The sequence below is a fragment of the Ruegeria sp. I1 genome, assembly GCF_056532675.1.
Genome location: NZ_JBQFNM010000001.1, coordinates 341,316 through 358,654, shown reverse-complemented (window position 1 = coordinate 358,654; position 17,339 = coordinate 341,316). Strand labels below are relative to the sequence as shown.

Annotated in this window: 13 protein-coding genes; 4 read left to right on the top strand and 9 right to left on the bottom strand. The window is 57.8% G+C overall.

Annotated features, from left to right (window positions below):
• Positions 1–52 precede the first annotated feature (52 nt).
• Complete coding sequence (gene serS / locus ACR0DH_RS01805; protein ID WP_480546723.1) at positions 53–1,345, top strand: serine--tRNA ligase; 1,293 nt, start codon at positions 53–55, stop codon at positions 1,343–1,345.
• 54 nt (positions 1,346–1,399) lie between these two features.
• Here the strand turns inward: serS and ACR0DH_RS01800 are convergent, their stop codons facing one another.
• From ACR0DH_RS01800 to ACR0DH_RS01780, 5 genes are all read right to left on the bottom strand, one after another.
• Positions 1,400–1,987, bottom strand: coding sequence for a helix-hairpin-helix domain-containing protein (locus ACR0DH_RS01800; RefSeq protein ID WP_480546721.1), 588 nt, complete (start codon positions 1,985–1,987; stop codon positions 1,400–1,402).
• 86 nt (positions 1,988–2,073) lie between these two features.
• The gene (locus tag ACR0DH_RS01795; protein WP_480546719.1) at positions 2,074–3,060 is read right to left on the bottom strand and encodes a fatty acid desaturase; all 987 of its coding nucleotides are present in this window, start codon (positions 3,058–3,060) and stop codon (positions 2,074–2,076) included.
• Positions 3,061–3,222: 162 nt separating this feature from the next.
• Positions 3,223–4,686 carry a ribosome biogenesis GTPase Der gene (gene der / locus ACR0DH_RS01790; RefSeq protein ID WP_480546717.1) on the bottom strand — a complete coding sequence of 488 codons (1,464 nt, stop codon included), beginning with the start codon at positions 4,684–4,686 and terminating at the stop codon, positions 3,223–3,225.
• A gap of 48 nt (positions 4,687–4,734) precedes the next feature.
• Positions 4,735–6,057, bottom strand: a complete 1,323-nt coding sequence (locus tag ACR0DH_RS01785; RefSeq protein WP_480546715.1) for a PQQ-like beta-propeller repeat protein — start codon at positions 6,055–6,057, stop codon at positions 4,735–4,737.
• 39 nt (positions 6,058–6,096) lie between these two features.
• Positions 6,097–6,768, bottom strand: a complete 672-nt coding sequence (locus ACR0DH_RS01780; protein WP_480546713.1) for a hypothetical protein — start codon at positions 6,766–6,768, stop codon at positions 6,097–6,099.
• 226 nt (positions 6,769–6,994) lie between these two features.
• Between ACR0DH_RS01780 and ACR0DH_RS01775 the strand changes: the two genes are divergently transcribed.
• Both ACR0DH_RS01775 and ACR0DH_RS01770 read left to right on the top strand, forming a co-directional pair.
• Positions 6,995–8,221 carry an efflux RND transporter periplasmic adaptor subunit gene (locus ACR0DH_RS01775; protein WP_480546711.1) on the top strand — a complete coding sequence of 409 codons (1,227 nt, stop codon included), beginning with the start codon at positions 6,995–6,997 and terminating at the stop codon, positions 8,219–8,221.
• Positions 8,218–11,985 carry an efflux RND transporter permease subunit gene (locus tag ACR0DH_RS01770; RefSeq protein ID WP_480546709.1) on the top strand — a complete coding sequence of 1,256 codons (3,768 nt, stop codon included), beginning with the start codon at positions 8,218–8,220 and terminating at the stop codon, positions 11,983–11,985. The genes ACR0DH_RS01775 and ACR0DH_RS01770 overlap by 4 nt, the downstream gene beginning before the upstream one ends.
• A 63-nt stretch (positions 11,986–12,048) precedes the next feature.
• Here ACR0DH_RS01770 and ACR0DH_RS01765 read toward each other — a convergent pair whose 3' ends face one another.
• Together ACR0DH_RS01765 and ACR0DH_RS01760 are read right to left on the bottom strand one after the other, a co-directional pair.
• On the bottom strand, positions 12,049–13,854 hold the full coding sequence (locus tag ACR0DH_RS01765) for an ABCB family ABC transporter ATP-binding protein/permease (RefSeq protein WP_480546707.1): 1,806 nt from the start codon (positions 13,852–13,854) through the stop codon (positions 12,049–12,051).
• Between the two features lie 74 nt (positions 13,855–13,928).
• A complete protein-coding gene (locus tag ACR0DH_RS01760) occupies positions 13,929–15,245 on the bottom strand; it encodes a LysM peptidoglycan-binding domain-containing protein (RefSeq protein WP_480546705.1) in 1,317 nt (438 codons plus the stop codon).
• Between the two features lie 127 nt (positions 15,246–15,372).
• Between ACR0DH_RS01760 and ACR0DH_RS01755 the strand changes: the two genes are divergently transcribed.
• Positions 15,373–15,921 (top strand): LOG family protein, encoded by a 549-nt coding sequence (locus tag ACR0DH_RS01755; RefSeq protein ID WP_480852335.1) that lies wholly within the window; start codon positions 15,373–15,375, stop codon positions 15,919–15,921.
• Positions 15,922–15,964: 43 nt separating this feature from the next.
• Here the strand turns inward: ACR0DH_RS01755 and ACR0DH_RS01750 are convergent, their stop codons facing one another.
• Both ACR0DH_RS01750 and ACR0DH_RS01745 read right to left on the bottom strand, forming a co-directional pair.
• Entirely contained in the window at positions 15,965–16,426 is a 462-nt protein-coding gene (locus tag ACR0DH_RS01750; RefSeq protein ID WP_480546701.1) for a baeRF12 domain-containing protein, read from the bottom strand.
• A 269-nt stretch (positions 16,427–16,695) separates the two neighbouring features.
• Entirely contained in the window at positions 16,696–17,295 is a 600-nt protein-coding gene (locus ACR0DH_RS01745; RefSeq protein ID WP_480546699.1) for a superoxide dismutase, read from the bottom strand.
• Between the last annotated feature and the right edge of the window lie 44 nt (positions 17,296–17,339).

The following is a 17,339-nucleotide window of genomic DNA, read 5'->3' as shown; positions in this document are numbered from 1 at the left end:
GCCATATGGTGCATAAGCGGCTTTAGTGATTCACGCATTAAGGATCTGAACCATGCACGACATCCGCGCCATACGCGAAAACCCTGCCGCCTTTGACGCCGCCCTTGCGCGCCGTGGGGATGCGCCGGTGTCGTCAGATCTGCTGCGGCTGGATGAAAGCCGTCGCGCCAAGATTCTGGCCGCTGAGACCGCGCAGGCCGAACAGAACAAGGCCAGCAAAGAGGTCGGCGCCGCCAAGGGTCGCGGGGATGAAGCCGAGTTCGAACGACTGCGCGCGCTTGTGGCGCAGAAAAAGGCCGAAATCGCCCAGATGCAGAACGAGGCCAAGGACCTTGATGCGCTGCTGACCGACCAACTGGCGCGCATCGCCAACCTGCCCGCGGACGACGTACCCCAGGGTGCGGATGAAGAGGACAATGTCGAAGTGAACCGCTGGGGAAATCCCCGCATCTTCGAGTTTGCCCCGAAGGAGCATTACGACATCCCCGCCGTTGCCGCAGCGATGGATTTTGAAACCGCCGCCAAGACCAGCGGTAGCCGCTTTGTGAACCTGTCAAAAGGCGTTGCGCGCATTCACCGGGCACTGGCCCAGTTCATGCTTGACACACATATCGACAAGAATGGTCTGACCGAAATGCAAACCCCCGTTCTGGTTCGGGATGAGGCGATGTACGGCACCGACAAGCTGCCGAAATTCGGCGATGACAGCTATCAAACCACCAATGGTTGGTGGCTGATACCCACCTCCGAGGTGACGCTGACCTATTCGGTGGCCGGTGACATTCTGGATGAAGCCGCCCTGCCCATCCGCATGACGGCCCACACCGCCTGTTTCCGGTCCGAGGCCGGTAGTGCGGGTAAAGACACCGCCGGTATGCTGCGGCAGCATCAGTTCGAAAAGGTCGAGATGGTCTCGATCACTCATCCGGACAAATCGGATGAGGAACAAAAGCGCATGCTGCGCTGTGCCGAGGACTTGCTGGAACAGCTGGGCATCCCCTATCGCACCGTCGTTCTATGCACTGGCGACATGGGCTTTGGCGCGCGCCGCACCTTTGATATCGAAGCCTGGTTGCCGGGTCAGAATACTTATCGCGAAATCAGCTCGGTCTCGACCACCGGGGATTTCCAAGCCCGCCGCATGAACGCCCGGTTCCGCCCAGAAGGCGGCGGCAAGCCGGAATATGTTCACAGCTTGAATGGCTCGGGTCTGGCTGTGGGGCGCTGCCTGATCGCCGTACTTGAAAACGGTCAGAACGAAGATGGTACCGTGACCCTGCCCGAGGTACTGAGCCCCTATCTGGGCGGTAAGCTGACGCTTCAAACAGACGGTACACTAACATAAGAAAACCGGCGCTTCGATCAGCGCCGGCTTTTCAGACAATGGGGCAAAGATAGGTTACTTCTTCGCCTTTTTCTTATCTTTTTTCTTTTCTTTCTTCTTGCTGTCTTTCTTGCCAGCGTCTTTCTTTTTATCGTCCTTTTTGGACTTCTTGTCCTTTTTAGACTTGGCCTTCACCTTGTCCTTGGCTTTCGAAAACGCGGCCTCCATCTCGGCGCGTTTCTTGGCAGCCTTCTCAGCCTTTGCTTTGGCTTTGGCCTTCTTCTTGGCCTTCGCTTCGGCAGCTTCAGCAGCAGCTTTTTCCTCTGCGGCTTTCTTCGAGGCTTCTTCCGCGCGTTTTTCGGCTGCAGCGGCAGCAACTGTTTTGCGCGTAGTAGTTTTTTGGGTCGCGGGTTTGCGGGCCGCCGGTTTGCGTGTCGCAGCACGCCGCGTTGCCGGGGCGCGCTTCGCGGTGGCGGGTTTCGCGGCAATTGCTTCTTTGGCGGCAGCGATCAGGACAGCCGCGCGCGCCAGACCAATTCTGGGAACCTTGACCAAATCTTCGGGCTTGGCCTTTGCCATGGCTTCTGCTGTCTTAAAGCCATTGGCGGCCAAAGCTGTGGCGAGCACGTCTCCCACACCTTTTACGTTGGTCACTGCGGTCATTGTTGGTCCTTTCTCTCATTCCCTGCATCTACGTATATACACTGAATATACAGACCTTCAAGTCACGAGGCCCACTTGCTGCGATCTTAACTGCTATGGGCCAAATTGGCCGTGCGCCCCTTTTTCGGAAAAGGCACCAGACGCTTTGCATCTTCGTCCCAAAGTTTGAGGTTCAGCGCTGCCATAGCCTCAGGAAACTTGATCCGACGCGGGGTGTATTCAGGCGGCAGGTTATAGTGGCATGCACGCAGCCTGTAAGACGGGATGCGGGCATTGAAATGGTGGATATCGTGCAGGGTGATACAGGCCACCGCATTATCGAACCACCATCCAAAGTCCAAAGCCGAAGATCCCTGTAGCGCTGCGATTTTAGGATCGAGATCAGGCCGCCTGTCCCAATAGGTGTCTTCAAAGTTGTGCTGAAGATAGACAAGGAACACACCCAGCATTCCGCCGATAAACGAAAACACAAGCCAGACCAGAATGCCCGTTGTCCCCGCGATCAGCCAGAGCAGCCCCAGAAACACGATGATCGACAGGTTGTGCAGAAGAACACCGGCAACGCCGAATCGGACCGTGTTCTTGGGCCAGCGATAGCGGATGAAATAGGTGAACAACGCCCCAACGGGCACAAGGATGAACGGATTGCGATACAGGCGATAAAACAGGCGTTTCTTCCAGTCTGCCTCAGACCATTCCCGCAGGGTCATGGTGTGGATTTCACCGGTTTCACGGTGTTCCAGATTGCCGATCCCCGAATGATGCAGATTGTGGTTCTGCTTCATCACCTCGAACGGCGCGAAGGTAAACGGCGACAACCCATGCCCCGCCCATTCATTCTGTTGCCGTGTCTCAAACAGCGAATGGTGCCCACAATCGTGTTGCAACACGTAAAGACGTACGGCTGAGAAAGCAAAAACGATGCCAGCCGGAACCATGATATACCAGCGATCCACGAACGCGATCGCCAGAGCCAGCGATGCAAAATACACCGCAAAAGTTCCGAAATAGCTTAGCGCTGCCAGCCTGTTATCCTGAACTGCGTATTGTCTTGTATATTCCCTAAGATCCATCCAATGCGCTCCCCACGAGGCCTGGTTAAATTGAACCAAAAATAAGCGCGGATTGCCCGCGTACAAGCCGCGCGCATGAAAACATATGCACGCAGACGAATGCTAGCGCGGGGAAAAGGCGCTGTCACGCCCCAAGGCTAAAAACGCTGAAAATTGGCGCAGTTACGCCTTACCCTTGAGATGCTTGGCCAAAGCACCGGCATTTTTCTTGCGCCGTCCCTTATACGGGTTCTTGTCGCCTTGCCCCCGCAGGGTCAGGCGGATCGGCGTGCCGGGCATGTCAAAATCTTCGCGCAAACCATTCACCAGATAGCGAGTGTAGCTGGCGGGCATCTTGTCGGGATGTGAACACATCACCACAAACCCCGGCGGGCGGGTTTTGGCCTGGGTCATGTAGCGCAGTTTGATCCGACGCCCTTGGGGTGCTGGCGGCGGGTGCTGTTCCAGCATTGCGGTCAGCCAGCGGTTAAGCGCAGCCGTGGGCACGCGGCGATTCCAGACGTCATGCGCACGTAGTATCGCAGCACGCAAGCGTTCGAGCCCGCGACCCGTCTTCGCCGATACAGTGATCAGAGGTGCACCGCGCAGTTGCGGTAGCAAACGCTCAAATGACTCCTTAAGGTCACGCAGTTTTTCCTGCTTGTCCTCTTCGATATCCCATTTGTTGACGGCAACCACCACGGCGCGCCCTTCACGCTCAGCCAGGTCAGCGATGCGCAGGTCCTGCTGCTCGAAGGGAATCGCCGCATCCAGAAGGACGACCACAACTTCGGCAAACTTCACAGCGCGCAGGCCATCTGACACCGAGAGTTTTTCAAGCTTTTCCTGAACCTTGGCCTTTTTGCGCATCCCCGCCGTGTCGAAAATCCGCATAGGAGTGCTGTCGCCATCGGGATCGGCCCAGTCGATCCGCAAGCTGATCGCGTCGCGGGTAATCCCGGCTTCGGGGCCGGTTAGTAGACGATCTTCTCCGATGATCTTATTGATCAGTGTGGATTTACCAGCATTCGGTCGGCCTACGACGGCAACCTGCAAAGGTTTGGCCGCGGTAATCAGAGGAGTTTCGCCCTCGCCATCCTCATCAAGTTCAATATCGACGACGGGCGCGTCATCCTCGGCCTTTTCATCAGCCGCATCTGCCAAGGGCATAAGTTGAGCATAGAGATCCGTCATCCCCTCGCCATGCTCTCCCGACATACGCACAGGTTCGCCCAGACCCAGATTGTAGGCCTCAAGCACACCGGCATCCGCCGCCGAGCCTTCGGCCTTGTTGGCAGCCAAAATCACGTGTTTCGAGCGTTTGCGCAGGATCTCGGCAAACATCTCATCCGTTGGGGTTAGCCCGGTACGCGCGTCTATCATGAACAGGCACACATCGGCCATATCCACCGCACGTTCGGTCAGGCGGCGCATTCTGCCCTGAAGGCTGTCATCGGTCGCATCCTCAAGACCCGCCGTATCAATCACGGTGAACCGCAGATCGCCCAGCCGCCCTTCGCCTTCGCGCAGGTCGCGCGTCACGCCGGGCTGGTCATCAACCAAAGCCAGACGTTTGCCCACAAGGCGGTTGAACAGGGTGGATTTGCCCACATTCGGGCGCCCCACGATGGCGAGGGTCAGTGACATGTTCTCAACTTTCAAGACTCAAGATGCGCCCTTTAGCGTATCTTTGGGTCAACGAAAAGCGTGTAGATCACCCTTGGTCGAGACGACATATAATGTCTGGTTAGCCACAACAGGCGTTGTTGTTGCGCCGCCCGGCACCTCGACCTGATTGATCAGCGATCCGTCAACCGGATTGAAGAAGCGCAGATAGCCATCATTGGACGCCACCACAAGACGCCCACCCGCCAAAATCGGGCCATAATGGGCCACAATCGGCCCGCGCCGTCCTGGTCGATCTTTTACAAAACCTGGCAGGTCCTGCGCCCAGATGACGGACCCGTCAGCCGCACTCAGGCGTACCAGCTGGCTACGATCACTGATCAGGAAAATGCTGTTACCTGCAGGCCAAACCGTATCGACCGCGCCTTCATCTGCGGTCCAATTTCGCTCACCCGATGCAGCGTCAAACGCAACGGTGCGGCCCGAGTGGTTTCCGATGTAGATCGTATCGCCGACCACCATCGGGGAACCCGTGACATCCACGATCTGGGCGGCGGCCCGCCCTCGACGCCCACCAGCAACCGAGGCGTTCCAACGTCGAATCCCACCACGACGGAAAGTGGCAGCGATGTCCCCCGATCCGAACGCAAATACCGAGAGGTCCGAGGCAATGACCGGCGCAGGCGCACCCAGGACATTGCCGACGCTCGGGGTGCCTTCGATCTGCCAAGCGATGCGCCCGTCCTTGGTCGTGATGGCCCAGCCGGTCTCGTCGCCCGCGACCAGATATAACAGCCCATCCGACACCAAGGGCGATCCACTGCCTGTTGCGTTCAGGCGATTCTGCCAGCGAATGGCACCAGTTTTGGCGTCCAACGCGGTCAGACGGCCAAAACCCGATGACACATAAAGAACCCCATCCGCATAGGCCATGCCACCACCTGTGGCATCACCGTCTTTGTCCGTGGCAGGGATAAGATCCGCAGTCCATGCAACCTGCCCCTGAGGCGTCACCGCCGAAACGGTGCTGGCCGCATCAAGCGTGTAGATCAGGCCACCGGCGACAACGGGCTCAGCAGTGATGCGCTGCTTGCGCGAGTCGCCTGCACCGATCGAAGCCGACCAGACCCGCTGCGGCGCAGCCCGCAACGCGGCATGGGTTGTTCTGAAGGCAGGCGTACCGGGGCTTTGTGACCAGCTGCTGTTCGCAGTTTGCGCCGGCAGGCTGATGGGCTGCGACCCTTGCGTTTCCACAGTCTCGGTATCGGATGCGGGTCGGATGTCTTCGCGTGCGCCGGGAAGTATAACCTCGGGCTCTTGGCAGGCAGCCAACGTGGTCAGGGCAATCGCCGCAGCGGGCAGCCCCATGCGGGAGAATACATTTGTTACCATATCAATCCGAACTCGCCTGTCCTTTGTCTTCCCGTCAGCTTAGCCTTGTTGTGCCACTAACGGGTCCGGCTCGCCACCCAAAGCGGTGATCAGTTGCGCGGCACGCTGCTGCATATCGATCCCGATCTCGGCATCTTGTCGCAGCGCTTGCAGACGATCCAGGGCCGCATCCACATTGCCTTCGGAAATGTCGATGAGCGCCAATTGTTCTTCCGCCAGCAGACGCAGCGGTGCACCAGGGGCGGCCAGCGCCTCAAACTGCAAGCGCCGATCTGCAACTGGCATCGTATCTGTCTGCAGCAAAAGCGCTTTGAAGCTTGCAATCGCGCGATAGACTTCCGGCAGATCCCCCTGCACAGCGATTGCATTCAGGCTGGCTACTGCATCCGGCTCCGAACCGGCTTCGATCTGCGACGCGGACAGCAACATGTTCAGAACCGCCTCGCCACCCGCAGATTGGGTCTCAATCCCTTGCAAACCAGCAGCCCGTGCGGCGGAATCATTCTCGGACAATGCCGCGAGAATCTCATCCCCGAGCGACTGTGCCCGTGCTGTTTCGCGCGCTTTGCGGACCTCATTGAAGGCCGCGCCACCTACGATCAGGATGACCGCAACAACACCAACCCAGCCCCAGCGGCGCAACAGCAGGTACATCCGGTCGCGCCGGACTTCTTCTGTGACCTCATCGATGAAACTGTCGGTATCGCTCATCCCTGCCCCCGGGCTGTTCTGTCTTGCATTCGTGCGCCATGTCATACCCCGCCGCCACGGCCAAGCCAAGAGCCGGATTTCGCACGATCTTGATGCCAGAGTCCGCCCTTGCGAAAAAAAGTGAACCGAACTATTCAGTTCAGCGTAGAAAATCCACATGCCGAACCCCATCTACAGGCATGAATGTCAGATATTTTCTGATACGGAACTCTGGGAGTACCACTTTATGCGGTTGATTTCATTCATCAACGCCCTTCTGGTGATTGTTGCTTTGTATTTTCTGGTTTTTGAGCGCGACTCGCTATTTGCATTTGCCGGGCGCGACGACGCGGATGCGCCTGCCGCCGCTGAGGGTGAAAACCCGGACGCCGCAGCCGAAGACGCGGTGCGCGTGGTGGCTATTCGCTCACAAGCGCGCGAGATCGACAGCGCCGTTCTGTTGCGCGGTGAAACACAAGCAAACCGTCAGGTTGAAGTGCTGGCCGAAACCACATCAACCGTTGTGTCAGAACCCAAGCGGCGCGGCGCCTTTGTCGAAAGCGGCGATCTGCTGTGCGAACTTGATCCCGGCAGCCGTCCCGCCAGCCTCGCCGAGGCGATGGCCCGGAAGCTGGAAGCGGAAAGCCGTATCCCTGAATCCGAAGCGCGCCTGGAAGAAGCGCACGCCCTTGTTGCTGAGGCACAGATCAATCTGACGGCGGCTCAGAAGTTGTCAGAAACCGGGTTCGGATCAGAGACCCGTCGTATTTCCAGCGAAGCTGCGATGAGTACCGCCGAAGCCGGTATCAAATCCGCCGAAGCGGGGTTAGAAGCCACCCGCGCGGGTATCGAGGCAGCCGCGGCAGAGGTCGAAGCCGCTCAGCGTGAGATCAACCGCCTGACCATAAACGCCCCGTTCCGAGGTCTGCTGGAAAGCGACACGGCAGAATTGGGCAGCTTGATGCAGCCTGGCTCTCTTTGTGCCACGGTAATTCAGCTGGACCCGATCAAGTTGGTTGGATTTGTACCCGAGACCGAGGTCAATCGCGTACAAGTCGGTGCTGAAGCATCTGCACAATTGGTCACGGGTCGACAGGTTGAAGGCCGCGTGACATTCCTCAGCCGTTCAGCGGATGAAACCACCCGTACCTTCGAGGTGGAAATCACCGTGCCCAATGCGGACCTGACCATCCGCGATGGACAAACCGCCACGATTCGCATTGCTGCCGAAGGGGCCAAGGCACATTTGCTGCCTCAGTCAGCATTGACGCTGAACAACGAGGGTCAATTGGGCGTTCGGACGGTTGGAGCGGGGAATATTGTCGATTTTGCACCCATCCGCGTGCTGCGCGACACGGCCGAGGGCGTTTGGGTTGGCGGATTGGCAGAAACAGTTGATATTATAGTCGTCGGACAGGAATTCGTGATCCGGGGCGTCACTGTCGCCCCAACCTATCAGGAAGCGTCGCAATGACAGGTGTTGTCGCATGGGCCGCTGATCGGGCCCGAATGGTTCTGGCCTTTATCGCCATTTCGCTGGTCATTGGCGGCTTTGCCTATGTGAATCTGCCGAAAGAAGGCGAGCCGGATATTGAAATCCCGGCCCTGTTTGTGTCGGTCCAGTTTCCGGGCATTTCCGCCGAGGATTCCGAGAACCTTTTGGTCAAGCCAATGGAGACGGAACTCGCTGATCTTGACGGTCTGAAAGAAATGACCGCCACGGCTGCCGAAGACTATGCCGGTATCGCGCTCGAATTTGATTTCGGATGGGACAAGACCGCGATCATGGCAGATGTACGCGATGCCATGAACAGTGCGCAGGCCGAGTTCCCGGAAGGGGCCGAACAATACTCGCTGTTCGAGATAAACTTTTCCGAATTCCCGATCGTGATCGTCAACCTGACCGGCGCTGTGCCGGAACGCACGATGGCGCGCGTCGCCAAAGACCTGCAGGACGAGCTGGAGGCACTGGATTCAGTGCTCGAGGCCGGGATCGCCGGCAATCGGGACGAGCTGCTGGAAGTCATCATCGATCCGTTAAGGCTTGAAGCCTATAACGTCACCGCAGCTGAGTTGATTGATGTTGTTCGCAACAACAACCAACTGATCGCAGCCGGTGAAGTTGATACTGCACAGGGCACATTCTCAGTCAAAATCCCATCATCATTTAAAACCCCAAGCGACGTGTATGGCCTTCCGATCAAGGTCAATGGCGACCGGGTTGTAACCTTGGGCGAGTTGGCCGAGATCAATTACACCTTTGAAGATCGCGAAGGCACGGCCCGTTTCGACAATGTACCAACCGTCGCTTTGCAGGTAGTGAAACGCAAAGGGTTCAACCTGATCGACACGGTTGAGCAGGTCAAAGCAACAGTGGCCGAAGCGCAAAGCAAGTGGCCGCCTGAACTGCAGGCGGCTGTCGATGTGGGCACGTCAAATGATCAGAGCCGCATAGTCGGTTCGATGGTCAGCCAGTTGGAAGGCTCGGTTCTGACGGCGATTGCGTTGGTGATGATCGTTGTTCTAGCTTCGCTAGGTTCGCGCGCAGCTTTGCTGGTGGGCTTCGCGATCCCTACGTCGTTCCTGCTGTGTTTCGCTTTCCTTGCGGTCATGGGCGTGAGTATTTCGAACATCGTGATGTTCGGTTTGATCCTGGCCGTGGGCATGCTGGTGGACGGCGCAATCGTGGTTGTCGAATTCGCAGACAAGCGCATCAAAGAAGGGGTTGGGCCGATGCATGCCTATGTGCAGGCTGCGCAGCGCATGTTCTGGCCTATCGTCTCGTCAACCGCCACCACACTTTGCGCATTCCTGCCAATGCTGTTCTGGCCCGGCATTCCGGGTGAGTTCATGGGGATGCTTCCGGTTACCCTGATCTTTGTTCTGTCCGCTTCGCTCATCGTTGCGCTGATCTACCTGCCGGTCATGGGCGGCGTGTCCGGACGGCTGAGCCGTGTCTTCGACCGTTCGTCGAACTGGTTGCGCGCACGCACTCCATGGTGGTTGCGTGCCGTATTGGTGGCACCGTCGTTCTACCTTGTTTTCCTGGGTGCGATGCAGGTCCTGAATCCGGGATATTTGCTACCGGTTGGTGGATCATTTGCGGGCGCTGTGCTGATGATCTTCGGCGCATTTGCCGGGTCGGTAACCCTGGGCGCCGCCAAAATCGAACGCGCGCCAGATACCACCGTTCATACAGCGAAAGAGCACACGCCTTTCGGATATGCGATCAAGTTTCTGGTCGGCAATCCAATCATGCCAATCGTTTCAATCGTCGCTGTGGGGTTTGCCGTTATTTCGGTTGTTACATATTTCGGGGAAAACAATCGCGGAGTTGAGTTTTTCGTCGAAAGCGAGCCGGAACAGGCCACCGCCTATGTGCGCGCCCGCGGGAACCTGTCGCTTGATGAAAAAGACGCCATGGTGCTGGCAGCAGAACAGGTTATTGCCGCGCATCCAGCAGTTATCAATGTGTTCTCATTTGCGGGCGAAGGCGGTCTGAATCAGAACAATGGAGGGGCCGAAGCCCCGGCAGACACGGTTGGTCGTGTCCAGTTCGAGATCATCCCATGGGAAGATCGCCCCAATGTACACGAACCCATTCTGGGTGGCTTGTTTGATCGCCATTCCGTCGCCCCCGAGTATGACGGCGACTTTGTCCTGGAAGAGCTGGGGGCTCAACTGGCCGAACTGCCGGGGTTTGTTGTCGAAATAGCGGCGCTAGAACAAGGGCCCGCCTCGGCCAAGCCCGTGCATCTGCGGATCAAGGGTGACAATTGGGACAGCTTGACCGCAGCCACCGACGCCGCACGCGCGCAGTTCGATACGACACCCGGCCTGATCAAGGTTGAAGACACCCTGCCCCTGCCCGGCATCGACTGGCAGATTGATGTGGATGTTGCCAAAGCGGGCCGTTTCGGCGCCGATGTGGCGACCGTTGGTGCGATGGTTCAACTGGTCACACGTGGCATTCTGCTGGGAGAGATGCGCCCTGATAGCACGGATGAAGAAATCGAAATTCGCGTTCGCCTGCCCGAGGAAGATCGGGTGCTGTCAACGCTGGATACCTTGAAAGTCCGCACACCTGACGGGTTGGTGCCCTTGTCGAACTTTGTCACACGCCAACCGGTGCCCAAACTGGCCGAGATCAACCGCATTGATCAGGAGCGCTACTACGATGTAAAAGCGGATGTTGAACCGGGCCTGAGCAAGCTGTTTGTGAACGGCAGTGACGGCACCGAAGAGCGTCTGGCCGTGGTCCGCGCGCTTGAGGACGGCACAGAGCCCACCGCATCAACCCTGACCATGCCGGATGGCAAGCAGTTCGATCTGGTGATGCTGACGGGTGCAGCTTCGATTGACGAGCTGCGCACAGCCATCGACGATGGTGATGCGCGGACCAGCCTGATCAACCCGAACGAGCGGATCGCTGTTCTGACCGAGTGGCTGGACACCAGCCCCTTCGACCCCGCGATCAGCTGGGAATGGACCGGCGATCAGGAGGATCAGGCCGAGTCCGGGGCCTTCCTGATGAATGCCTTTGCCGGTGCGTTGGGCTTGATGTTCGTGATCCTGCTGGCGCAGTTCAACAGCTTCTACAACTCGATCCTGGTTCTACTGGCCGTGGTCCTGTCCACCACCGGGGTGTTGATCGGGATGCTGGTGATGGAGCAACCCTTCTCGATCATCATGACCGGCACCGGGATCGTGGCGCTGGCGGGGATTGTGGTGAACAACAACATTGTTTTGATCGATACCTATCAGGAATACAGCCGCTATATGCCGCGTATTGATGCGATTGTCCGCACAGCCGAAGCCCGGATTCGCCCGGTTCTGCTGACCACCCTAACCACCATGGCGGGCCTGACGCCGATGATGTTTGGCCTGTCTCTGGACTTCATCAATGGCGGCTACACAATCGACAGCCCGACCGCATTGTGGTGGAAGCAGCTGGCAACTGCCGTGGTCTTCGGGTTGGGCATCGCAACGGTTCTGACGTTGATTGTCACGCCCTCGATGCTGGCTCTGCGCGTTTGGGTGACAACCTACGCGATCTGGTTCGGCAGGGTGCTGGCACGCGTCACCGCAGGCCGCTCTAGCCAGATCGCGCAGGATATGGCCATCGGGCGCAGCGCGCGGGCGATGCAAGCGACCGAGCTTGTTTGGACAGATCCACCCGCAGCAGCGGACAAAACGCCAGACGCACCACCCGGTGCACCATTGAAAGCTGCGGAGTAAATTAAAAGGGCCGGATCAAACGGCCCTTTTTTCACCTCGAACAACTACTGAAAAAAAATCAGTTCAAGCTGCCTGAGTATCTGATTGCTGGCGGCTCCAAAGCTGCGCATAACGCCCCTCTTGCGCCAACAATGCATCATGCGTGCCTTGTTCGATAATCTCGCCGCTTTCCAGAACCACGATCTGATCCGCCTCAGCAATCGTGCTCAGCCTATGGGCAATGGTGATCACCGTACGCCCCTCACCTGCGCGGGCCAGGGCATCCTTGATCTCCTGCTCGGTGTCAGTGTCCAGCGCCGAGGTCGCCTCGTCCAGCAGCAGAATAGGTGGGTTCTTGAGTAGCGTCCGGGCGATGCCAACGCGTTGCTTCTCACCGCCGGACAGCTTCAACCCGCGCTCACCAACCTTGGTATCGTACCCCTCAGGCAGAGAGGTGATAAACTCATGTATCTGCGCTGCGCGTGCGGCCTCTTCTACATCCGCCTGCGTCGCGCCATCCCGACCATAAGCGATGTTGTAACGGATGGTGTCATTGAACAGGACAGTATCCTGCGGCACCACACCGATAGAGGCATGCAGGCTGTCCTGCGTCACATCACGCACATCCTGGCCATCAATCTTCAGCGATCCGCCGGTGACGTCGTAAAAGCGAAACAGCAAACGCCCGATGGTCGACTTACCTGATCCGGTCGCGCCAACGATGGCCACTGTCTGTCCGGCGGGGACGGTCAAGGACACACCTTTGAGGATTTCGCGCTCGGCCTCATAGCCGAAACGCACATCCTGCAAGGTAACCTCACCCCCGTTGACCTGAAGGTCGGGCGCCGCGGGCTTGTCTTCAACCTCGGCAGGCTGTTCCAACAGATCAAACATCTGACCCATATCAACCAAAGACTGCCGGATTTCGCGGTACACTGTGCCCAAAAAATTCAGCGGCACGGTGATCTGGATCATGTAGGCATTCACCATCACAAAATCACCCACGGTGAGTGAGCCATTTTGCACCCCGATGGCGGCCAACACCATGACACCGATCAGGCCACAGGTGATCAGGAAGGACTGGCCGAAATTCAGAAATGCCAATGAATAGGCTGTTTTCAAAGCCGCCCCAGCATAGGCTTTCATCGAGACATCGTATCGTTCTGCCTCACGCGTTTCGGCATTGAAGTACTTGACGGTTTCGAAGTTCAACAGGCTGTCGATGGCGCGCTGGTTCGCTTCGGTATCCTGATCGTTCATTTCGCGCCGCAGTTTCACGCGCCATTCGGTAACCGCAAAGGTGAACCAGATATATAGCGTGATCGTCGCCGCCACGACGACCAGATACCAAACGTCAAACAGCCACATCAGGATGATGGCGATCAGCAACAGTTCCAAGATCAGCGGTCCGATTGAGAACAGCAAGAACCGCAGCAGAAAGTCGACCCCTTTGACGCCACGCTCGATAATCCGGCTAAGCCCACCGGTACGGCGAGAGACGTGATACCGCATCGAAAGCTGATGGATATGCTGGAAGGTCTCTAGCGCCAGCGCGCGCAGGGCCCTCTGACCCACTGGTGCAAAGGCTGCATCCCGTAGCTGCTGAAACCCCACTGTCATCATCCGCGCGACACCATAAGCGACGGTCAAACCGACTGCGCCCAGCGCCACGGGCGGCACCCCTTCGCCGGCCAATGCATCGACCGCCCCTTTGTACAGGATTGGCGTATAGACAGCGATCAGCTTGGCAAGGACCAGCATGGCCATCGCAATCACCACCCGGCGTTTCACCCAGGGCTCATCCTCGGGCCACAAATACGGCGTCACCTTGCGGATCGTTCGCCAGCCCGAGCGGCGTTCGTCGATCTCGGCCAATTCGTCAGAAGTCATCGGGACCGTCCGTCTCATCACGTGCCTTATCTGCGGTCAGAGATATCGTCTGGCCCTCAAAGGGCCAGAAGTTTTTATTCGGGGATCGTGAAAATCTGCCCCGGATAGATCAGATCAGGATCACGGATCAGATCGCGGTTGGCATCGAACAGGCGCACATACAGGACACCATCACCAAAGCGTTCGCGCGAAATCGCCCAGAGCGTATCCCCCTTTTGCACCGTGACCTGGCGTATAGGGGGTGTTTCAGCGGCGGCGTCCGCGGTTGACGCGGTGTCTGCCGCTTGCAGAACCTCGACAGGCTCACGCTTGAACGGCGTCTCAAGGCGACTGACAACGGTACCATCGGTGCCGACCTCATCAACGCGCAGGGTGTAAACACCGGGTTCAATCCCCTGCAACTCACCTCTCCAATTGCCACCTGTCTCAGGCGTAACATCCGCAACCAGACGGTTGTTCAGATAGAGGCGCACAGCCGAACCTTCGGTGACCCGGCCCGTCAATTGAACATCGCCCGTATCCGAATAGCCGATCGTATCCAGTTCCACTTGCTCGGGCTCTGTCGGCTCCGTCGATGGAGATTGAACCAGTTCGACCCCTTCTTCGCCCGAGCGCAGCACCGCCACTTGCTGATCATCTGATGTGGCTTCAGCCGGTGATGCGCTTTCGGCCGGAGCCTCAGCAACCTCAGTATCCGCAGGCTGTTGGGGCTGTTCCCCAGCGTCTGTGGTGCCAGAGGCGTCAGACGGGGCAGCAGTGTCAGACTCGTTATCCTCGGGTGTTACGGAAGGATCGGCGCTGGCGACCTGCTCTTCTTCAACAGGTTTCGGCAGGGCCGCAATCAGGTAGTCATCGGATTGGGCAGTCACCTCACCATCAGACGTTTCCAACACCAATCCCCGCGCAACCTCACTGAACGGGATCGAAACAAACTCGGCAAACTGTCCGGTATTGTCGACCGTAAAGCTGTGCACAGCTTCGCCATCCAGCAAAACCCGAATCTCACTCCCGGGCGCAGCTTCACCCGACAGCAACGCATTGCCATCTTTTTCGACGAAGATCTGATCCAAAACCGCAGCGGTTATCTGAGGTGCTTCCGTCACCTCCTGAGCGGGTTCATCCGCGTCGGCATCCGCATCGACCTCTGCCACAGTGTCTGGTTCCGCGTCGGCTGGAGCGTCGGTCTCGGTGTCCGCCGCCTGTGCGCTCGGCTCTGATGCTTCGGGCGCAGGCGCAGCTGCAGTTTGTTCCTGAGGCGCATCCGCTTGGTCCGGCGCGCTGTCAAATGCACCAGACAGGTATGCCCCGCCCAAGCCCAACAGAGCGACTATTGCGGCAACGACTCCCCATACGAAGTTGCTCGAACTTCCGTTTCCCGACTTGGCGTCCATTGTTTTCCTTTCACCCCGCAGCACAAACACATGGTTTCTGAATGTGTTCAGGCGGACAGTTGAGCCAATTTATCAATCCCGCTATCACGGGTCAAAACCTCTGACACAACCCCGGAGCGTCAAATTCATGTCTCACAAGTCTGTCTGTGTGTATTGCGGGTCACGCGATGGCGCTAACAAAGCCTATGCCAGCGCGGCCAAATCGCTTGGGACTCTGCTGGCGCGCGAGGGCTGGCGGCTGGTCTATGGCGCGGGTGATGTCGGCCTGATGGGAGAGGTTGCGCGCGCCGCTCAAAACGCGGGCGGAGAGACGTTTGGAGTCATACCCGTGCATCTGGTTCAACGCGAGGTCGGCAAGACCGACCTGACCCATTTCGTGATCACCGAAACAATGCACGAGCGCAAGAAAGTCATGATCATGAATGCTGACGCGGTGGTTGTTCTACCCGGTGGCCCCGGATCGCTGGACGAGCTTTTCGAAGCACTCACATGGCGGCAGCTGGGCTTGCACTACAAGCCTATTGTCGTGGTGAATGTTGACGGTTATTGGGACGCTTTAAAAACATTGCTGGATCAGGTCGTTGATCAGGGTTTTACCGAACAGTCGCTTGCTGCGTTTGTCACCTGGGTCGACAGCGCCGATGCAGCAATAGCAGCCTTGCGCACAAATATCTAACCGCGCGCGGTACGGCTGGGCGGCATGTGCCGCCCAAACAGGGTTAAGCTAAACGGTGTGTGGGCTTAAGACGCTGCCTTAAAACCTGTTCGACCTTGTGGAGCGGGTGGTTCGTTAGCGTCTTATCGACCTCAGCCACAACTTTGGCCAGCACCTCACTGTGCAAACGCCGGCGCAGCAATCCCAGAACATGCGGGCTTGCGACCAGAATAAGGCGCTTATAGGCACCCTTCAGCCCCTTGCGGTTCAGCAAAGTTGCCAATTCCTGCACAAACAGAGACTTGGCATGGGCCTTCCAAGACGGATCATTCAAGGCTGACTTCTGGTTCGGTCCGCCATCATTGCGCCGCCCCGCCCGGTCAGAAGGTTGTGCAGCTGGCATGTCTGTTTCTTCGACTGAAACAACAACCAGATTGGGGTCTTCGGCATCAGTTATGTTTTCCATGAACAATGCCTTCTCTCCATCTGCGACAATGACCCAAGTTCCCTGTGAAAGTGCGACCATCGAGATCTCCTGTTATGACGTTTTTAGACGCATCCCTCGTCAATCAGGCGGGGTTGGTTCCCACGTTGCCGGACGCATCCGACGCTTTGCCTGTCTGTTGGTATGTGGTTTGCGGCTCTCCCGGTCCGCTTCACCTTAGGTAAGCATTGAAGGGCCGCATTCAATCCCGTCTCAGCATGAAACTTCGTTTATGAACGGTTGTTCGCAGCAAAAAGGCCTGCCAGCGTCTCCGCCAGCAGGCCCTTATAGACCCGTAGTCGGGTCAGATACTACATGCGCGATGCAACGTTTTCCCAGTTTACCAGATTGTCGAGGAAGTTCGACAGGTAAACCGGACGCTTGTTGCGGAAGTCGATGTAGTAGCTGTGCTCCCACACGTCACAGCCCAGCAGCGCGGTCTGACCAAAGCACAGCGGGTTCACGCCGTTCTCGGTTTTGGTCACGGCCAGCGAGCCGTCTGCGTTTTTCACCAGCCACGCCCAGCCCGAGCCGAACTGACCGGCACCCGCCGCGCTAAACTGCGACTTGAACTCGTCGACCGAGCCAAAGCTCTCGGTCAGTGCTTTTTCCAGCTCACCGGGCATCGCGTTGTCGCCGGGACCCATCATCTCCCAGAACTGGTTGTGGTTCCACAGCTGGCTGATGTTGTTGAAGATACCGTTCTGCGCCACGGCATCGGCGTCATAGGTGCCGACGATGATCTCTTCCAGCGTCTTACCGTCCCACTCAGTGCCCGCGATCAGCTTGTTGCCGTTATCGACATAGGCCTTGTGGTGCAGGTCGTGGTGAAATTCCAGTGTTTCAGCGGACATACCCTTGGCTGCCAGCGCGTCATGTGCATAAGGAAGATCAGGAAGTTCAAAAGCCATGTCGGCCCCCTGTTGAAATGAATGTTGCGGTTTCCAAAGGTTAA

Excerpts from the sequence above, each read along its gene's own strand:
- serS (WP_480546723.1), top strand. The coding sequence starts at position 53 with ATGCACGACATCCGCGCCATACGCGAAAACCCTGCCGCCTTTGACGCC.
- ACR0DH_RS01800 (WP_480546721.1), bottom strand. The coding sequence starts at position 1,987 with ATGACCGCAGTGACCAACGTAAAAGGTGTGGGAGACGTGCTCGCCACA.
- ACR0DH_RS01795 (WP_480546719.1), bottom strand. The coding sequence starts at position 3,060 with ATGGATCTTAGGGAATATACAAGACAATACGCAGTTCAGGATAACAGG.
- der (WP_480546717.1), bottom strand. The coding sequence starts at position 4,686 with ATGTCACTGACCCTCGCCATCGTGGGGCGCCCGAATGTGGGCAAATCC.
- ACR0DH_RS01785 (WP_480546715.1), bottom strand. The coding sequence starts at position 6,057 with ATGGTAACAAATGTATTCTCCCGCATGGGGCTGCCCGCTGCGGCGATT.
- ACR0DH_RS01780 (WP_480546713.1), bottom strand. The coding sequence starts at position 6,768 with ATGAGCGATACCGACAGTTTCATCGATGAGGTCACAGAAGAAGTCCGG.
- ACR0DH_RS01775 (WP_480546711.1), top strand. The coding sequence starts at position 6,995 with ATGCGGTTGATTTCATTCATCAACGCCCTTCTGGTGATTGTTGCTTTG.
- ACR0DH_RS01770 (WP_480546709.1), top strand. The coding sequence starts at position 8,218 with ATGACAGGTGTTGTCGCATGGGCCGCTGATCGGGCCCGAATGGTTCTG.
- ACR0DH_RS01765 (WP_480546707.1), bottom strand. The coding sequence starts at position 13,854 with ATGACTTCTGACGAATTGGCCGAGATCGACGAACGCCGCTCGGGCTGG.
- ACR0DH_RS01760 (WP_480546705.1), bottom strand. The coding sequence starts at position 15,245 with ATGGACGCCAAGTCGGGAAACGGAAGTTCGAGCAACTTCGTATGGGGA.
- ACR0DH_RS01755 (WP_480852335.1), top strand. The coding sequence starts at position 15,373 with ATGTCTCACAAGTCTGTCTGTGTGTATTGCGGGTCACGCGATGGCGCT.
- ACR0DH_RS01750 (WP_480546701.1), bottom strand. The coding sequence starts at position 16,426 with ATGGTCGCACTTTCACAGGGAACTTGGGTCATTGTCGCAGATGGAGAG.
- ACR0DH_RS01745 (WP_480546699.1), bottom strand. The coding sequence starts at position 17,295 with ATGGCTTTTGAACTTCCTGATCTTCCTTATGCACATGACGCGCTGGCA.